This is a genomic window from Pseudanabaena sp. SR411 (genome assembly GCF_002251945.1).
Taxonomy (GTDB): Bacteria; Cyanobacteriota; Cyanobacteriia; order Pseudanabaenales; family Pseudanabaenaceae; genus Pseudanabaena.
Genome location: NZ_NDHW01000147.1, coordinates 1 through 5,749, shown reverse-complemented (window position 1 = coordinate 5,749; position 5,749 = coordinate 1). Strand labels below are relative to the sequence as shown.

Sequence of the window (5,749 nt, the reverse complement as noted above, 5' to 3'; positions counted from 1 at the left end):
TTCCGATCTTTGACGTAATCCAGTTCCCACGAAAATGAAAAACCCAATATCTCAATCTGACGCGGTAAATCCTCATGGGCATCGGTAAACCAACGACTGACATTAACTTGCGATCGCGTGGCTAGGTTTGCCCAAACTCCTTGATAGCCTAAGCTGGTGATTCCTACGGTGTAGGTATTTGGGAAAGCAAAGACAATATTTACTGCATCATGGTCTGGTGTAGTGGGGTCAAATAGTAAATATTCGGACTGAAAATAGGATTGATTCAAGGTTTCGGCAATAGATCGCAATATCGCTATTATGCCAGCAATTTTTGATCGCTGAACCAACAACCATTTTGAACAGTGTTGCTTTGCAACACTTTTCAAAATGGTTGTTGGTTCTAGTTAAGCAATCCGCGTTTCCTCAATAAAGGAAATCCCATCAAAAACACCATCCTTAAAGGCTTGAGTGCTACGAACGCGATGATTTTCGCTTAGTAGAGTCATTGTTTCTATAAACGTAATGAGCGCACCATCTTGAGTCTTATTTGCCCGAAAGCAAACTAAATCCTGACCTGCATCCCATGCGATCGCCGAAAAATCACTATAACTACTTGAACGCATTTTCAAAATCCGATCTTCAAATTGCCCTTCAAAATCAAGCTGAAGGCGCGAACCATCGGCGTATTCATATTTGTTCACCTGTTGATACTGATTACCTGCGATCGCGATCGTAAAGCTGCCGACAAAACTCCGCGAAAAATGTCCCTGCTTATCAGTTTTAATATATTCGCCTTTCCAAGTACCAATATGACGGGTAAATATTTCAGGAACTTGTTCTAAATCTGGTTCAATTTCAGAGGTTGACATCATTTAATTTGTTTTTTCTACACAACTTTGTATCTTCATATGAGTGCGCCCCGAAAAGGCGCACTCTCTCAAATTTGTTAACGACGACCGATTTTTCGACTTACTTCGCGACTGGTGCGTTGATATTCATGGACAATTGGTAATCTCTCGGTCTGGTATTTTTCGAGCGCCTCGTCAATACTGGCACTAGATTTTAAATACTGTGTTAGCAACAAACCATCTTCCCATCCTGAAGTCATGCCTCTAGCGCGAGTAGAACTCTTCGCGTGAGCCGCATCACCAATTAAAAGCACGCGACCATCATATAGCTGTGGTAAGGGATCAATATCGTAGGAGTAACGACAAATCATAGTTTCTAGAGGTGTTGATTCAATTACCTTTCGGGCATCCTCTGGAAGTTTCGCTAATTCTTGAGCAGGAATCGTTGTATTAGTCGGCTGTAGCATTCCCTTTTCAGCATCCGTTTGCTCTGTTTCGATAAAGAACCCCCAATGCGTATGAGTATCGTCAATATGAAAGAAGTTCGCATAAATGCCGCGACCCCGCACATAAACAAAAAAGTTGCCTTCGGGACAGAAGCTATGATCTTCAACAATTCCGCGCCAAACGAGATCCCCTAGATAGTTAAGCTCAACATTGGGAACGACAGACTGACGCACCTTAGACAGAATCCCATCCGCACCGATAATTAAATCTCCTTCCCATTGACTGCCATCTTTAAAATGGGCGATCGCACTACTCTCAGTTTGAGAAATTGTAGCTAATTGAGCATTAAATTGAATCCGATCAGGGGGTAAGGTATCAAGAATTGCTTCTAAAATTGCCTTACGGTGGACGAGCATCCCTGGCAGTTCGTCTTCAGCATAGGTAACAGATTCTGAATTGACGAATCCGCCTTTAAGATTACGGAACTCAAATAATTTAACAGGATTACCAGCTTCAATAATTTTTTGAGTGATTTTTGGGTTGCCCTCATGCAGTGCTTTCATTCCCGATTGGACGATCAAAATGCCACATCCATCGGTACGGACTACTGGTGCTTTCTCAAATAAGGTAACCTGAAATCCTTCTTGAATAAGTAAACTGGCAAGATAAGCCCCCGATGTTCCTGCGCCGATAATACCTATCTTGCTGTTCGTAGAAATCATTTAAGCCTCTTTGACTTTGATGTTTAATTTGGCGTTGTTTTGATCATAATCAATATTTCTTTATTTACAAGTTTTTTGTAGTTTATGTAACATTAAAGAAGTAAGGGAATCTCACGCTCTGCGTGAGATTCCCTTACTTCTTTAATGACTAATTCAATTTTTCTTACTCAAAATCATTATTATCTTACCTCCCTACAAAGCGAAGACTAGACAAAAAATCATCACTTAGACTAAATCTATTTTGACCGTAATTAATGTTTTTATCTATACGTTTTTAGAGTGAATGCTGTAATATCCAAAAATAGTATATTATTGTTTTTAGTATTTTATAACTAATATTAAAAAATATGGAGCAGTCTCGAGAAACAGCTATTCTAGAAAGTTTTCTGCAACTAGTGAAAACCCCTTATGGAAATTTTGTGGACATTGGTAGACTTTCCCATTTTATCAATGATCTAGCTACAAACCAAAACATTATCGAATTTCTCAGCCTGTCACCTACAGGCAAACAAGCTTTTGTAGACAAACCCTTGCTCGGAGAAATAGATCTACAGCAATTGCATCAATTGCCTAATCATACGCTTGGTTATATGTATGCCGATCACATGATTAGAAATGGGTTAAATCCATTGCCTATTAATATAGTTGCCAGCGATCCAATGAATTTTCTGTCTATTCATATTGCTGAAACTCATGATATCTGGCACGTTGTTACGGGATGTGACACTGACAAAGCAGGTGAAGTTAAATTAGAAGCTTTTTATACGGCACAGATTACTCCCGACCGTTTATTTCTGGCTCTGCTTGCGAAAAATTTACTCAAAACCGCAATGTACGAGGTAGAACTCTGTGATCAGATTATAGATGGATTGATGCAGGGATGGATGATAGGAAAAAAGGCAAAACCTCTGTTTGGCATCCAATGGAACAAATTATGGGAAACTCCATTAGCAGAAATACAGACTTCTTTAAATATTGTAACAATTTAATTGTAATGATTTGCAGTTAATTTCGGGCAAATAGTTTTGAGTAAGTGAATCTCAAGAAACTTTAAGTAAGCAAATAGTGAGTGCGTAATCTCGCTATTTGCTTAATCTCAATAGAACCTTCCTTAAAGAAGATGCTGTGTAGTCCAGCAAAAATATTTGTCGCACCTCTAAGTTTATGCTGAGCTACTTATAGTGTTAGCCAATTATGTTAGGACAAATCCCAAATCCACAAGAGAGTTGTGGCGCTACGAGCCGCAACTCTCTTGTGGTGAAATGCCTATAGCTATATAATTTTGGCTGGATTTCCCTAAACCAGTAGCCGATCTTTTCACTTTTCATCAAACGATTAATTGTTCAAAATAAAGTGTATGAAATTTTTTGCAATTACAATCCAAGCTTTGATTCTGGGTATATCGATTGGAGGTTCTAATTCATTTGCTCAAACCCTCGAACTTCCACCAAATTTAATTCCATTTAATTCTGCTGAAGGTGAAAAGCTATTAATTAACAGTCAGAATCGAACAGATTATTTCCCTTTGAGTATCCACTTCATCACGCAGCAAAATCAAGCTTTTTGCGGAGTAGCTAGCATGGTCATGGTGCTGAATGCTTTGAATGTTCCTGCCCCTAAATCACCCGAATATCCGAATTTTCGTACTTTTACTCAAGACAACTTTTTTAATAATGAGGCAACGCGCAAAGTTACATCTGCGAATGCTATTCGTCGCCGAGGCATGAATCTAGATACATTGGCTAAATTACTGGAAAGCTACGATGTTAAAGTCAAGGTCTATCATGCCTCTAGCACTAATTTGGCAGAATTTCGCCAGTTAATCGCTGATAATCTCAAACAGTCCAACAATTTTGTCATTGTCAACTACTTGCGAAAAGCCATTAAGCAAGAACGTGGTGGACATATTTCACCGATCGCAGCCTATAACAAAGCAACAGATCGTTTTTTGCTTCTTGATGTTTCTCGCTATAAATATCCACCAGTTTGGGTGAAAGCAGAAGAGTTATGGCAAGCTATTGACACTGTTGATTCTGATGGTGGTAAGACAAGAGGTTTTGTCTTAGTGAGTCGATAGATTTTGAAGCTTAAACACAGGTTTGCAATGCTGGGATATCTGCACTCACAATCCGATCCAGATTTCTGGTGATCTTCTCCATGTCCCAATTCCACCAAGCAATTTCCAGTAACTGGGCGATCGCTTGATCATCAAATCTTTTACGAATCAATGTCGCAGGATTCCCACCAACGATCGCATAGGGTGGAACATCCTTAGTAACCACAGACTTGGAGGCAATAATCGCGCCATCTCCAATCTTCACTCCCGCCATAATCACTGCTTCGTAGCCAATCCAGACATCATTACCAATCACAGTATCGCCTTTGTAAGGGAATTCCAGATTCTGCGGTTTCCATTCATTCCAAAAGATTTGAAATGGATAGGTAGAGATGCCTGACATACTATGATTTGCGCCGTTCATGATAAATTTTACGCCACGAGCGATCGCGCAAAATTTACCGATAATCAGCTTGTCACCAATAAAGTCAAAGTGATAAAGGACATTGCGTTCAAAGTTTTCCGAATCTTCGGGATCGTCGTAATAGGTGTAGTCACCAATGATGATATTCGGGTTAGTAACTGTGTTCTGAATAAAACAAACTTGGGGAAACCCATGCATCGGATGAGGAGTTTTGGGATCTGGATAGTTCATAAATGTCACTCATACTGAATCTCAAAATAGCGTAGCCATTTTATGGCTTTAAAACCTTTGCTGGACTTATTTGTTGGAGCGAATCAACAAGGATTTGCATGTTTAAATCAAATATTTTGCCAAAGCTTTGGGCGATCGCTTCCTTTACTTTTACAAACTTAATATCTGGTACAAACTGATCAAGATTACAAACTTGGCAATCGGTAATTCCACAAGGCACTATGCGATCAAATCCTGATAAGTCCATATTTATATTCAACGCAAATCCATGCATGGTGATCCATTGACTAACCTTGATGCCAACTTGAGCGATTTTTTGATTTTGACCTGCGTTATTAATCCATACACCAGTCAAGCCTTGGATACGTTGCGAAGCTACTCCAAAATTAGCCAATACCTGAATGATTACTTCCTCAAGTTGGCGCAAGTACCAATGTAAATCGTGTTGATGATAGTCAAGGTTTAAGATGGGATAGGCTACTAATTGCCCGATCGCATGATGGGTGACTTCGCCACCGCGTTCGATGCGATGACATTCGATATCAGGTTCATCAGGACTAAATTTTAAAAATTCTAAGCTCGATCCTTGACCAAGTGTATAAACAGCAGGATGTTCAATTAGCAATAAAACATCAGGTAAGTCCTTTCCCTCTCGTCTTGATTGTTTGCGCTCCTCAACGAGTTTTTTTTGCCATTGCCATGCAGTTAGGTATGGAATGGGGCGATCGCCTTGGTAAAGCAAACAAGTTCGGTTCATATCAAAAGCTTGAATAACTATAGAAAAAGCACCTTAAATCTAAGGTGCTTTTTCTATAGTTATCTTAGGATGCAGAGTGCGGTAATACCAATTCACAAAAGTGTCGTTACACTTTTGTGAATTAAAAATCAAACCCTCTACTCCCTTCCTGCTATAAGATCAGTGAATTAATGAAAAGATAAAATCCAGTGTTTTTCGTAATTGTATTTTTGAGAGAAATTGACTGGATTCAAAAAACTGCTCTAGCTGATTAGTGATATCTCCTAATGTTTTGCCAATAGG

6 protein-coding genes and 1 pseudogene are annotated in these 5,749 nt (G+C 39.3%); 2 read left to right on the top strand and 5 right to left on the bottom strand.

What is annotated here, in order from left to right:
* The 3 genes and pseudogenes from B9G53_RS15465 to B9G53_RS15455 all read right to left on the bottom strand — a co-directional run.
* A pseudogene (locus B9G53_RS15465) lies at positions 1–269 on the bottom strand (radical SAM protein); the annotation flags it as partial.
* A gap of 117 nt (positions 270–386) precedes the next feature.
* Positions 387–854 carry a DUF3598 family protein gene (locus B9G53_RS15460; RefSeq protein ID WP_217901599.1) on the bottom strand — a complete coding sequence of 156 codons (468 nt, stop codon included), beginning with the start codon at positions 852–854 and terminating at the stop codon, positions 387–389.
* Between the two features lie 74 nt (positions 855–928).
* Complete coding sequence (locus B9G53_RS15455; RefSeq protein ID WP_094533851.1) at positions 929–1,999, bottom strand: FAD-dependent monooxygenase; 1,071 nt, start codon at positions 1,997–1,999, stop codon at positions 929–931.
* Positions 2,000–2,346: 347 nt separating this feature from the next.
* On the opposite strand from B9G53_RS15455, the gene B9G53_RS15450 reads away from it, so the two are divergent.
* Both B9G53_RS15450 and B9G53_RS15445 read left to right on the top strand, forming a co-directional pair.
* Entirely contained in the window at positions 2,347–2,988 is a 642-nt protein-coding gene (locus tag B9G53_RS15450) for a Coq4 family protein (RefSeq protein ID WP_094533849.1), read from the top strand.
* 368 nt (positions 2,989–3,356) lie between these two features.
* Complete coding sequence (locus B9G53_RS15445) at positions 3,357–4,076, top strand: phytochelatin synthase family protein (protein ID WP_094533847.1); 720 nt, start codon at positions 3,357–3,359, stop codon at positions 4,074–4,076.
* A 10-nt stretch (positions 4,077–4,086) separates the two neighbouring features.
* Here the strand turns inward: B9G53_RS15445 and B9G53_RS15440 are convergent, their stop codons facing one another.
* Both B9G53_RS15440 and lipB read right to left on the bottom strand, forming a co-directional pair.
* Positions 4,087–4,710 carry a Vat family streptogramin A O-acetyltransferase gene (locus B9G53_RS15440; protein ID WP_094533845.1) on the bottom strand — a complete coding sequence of 208 codons (624 nt, stop codon included), beginning with the start codon at positions 4,708–4,710 and terminating at the stop codon, positions 4,087–4,089.
* A 40-nt stretch (positions 4,711–4,750) separates the two neighbouring features.
* Positions 4,751–5,467, bottom strand: coding sequence for a lipoyl(octanoyl) transferase LipB (gene lipB / locus B9G53_RS15435; protein ID WP_094533843.1), 717 nt, complete (start codon positions 5,465–5,467; stop codon positions 4,751–4,753).
* Positions 5,468–5,749 lie beyond the last annotated feature (282 nt).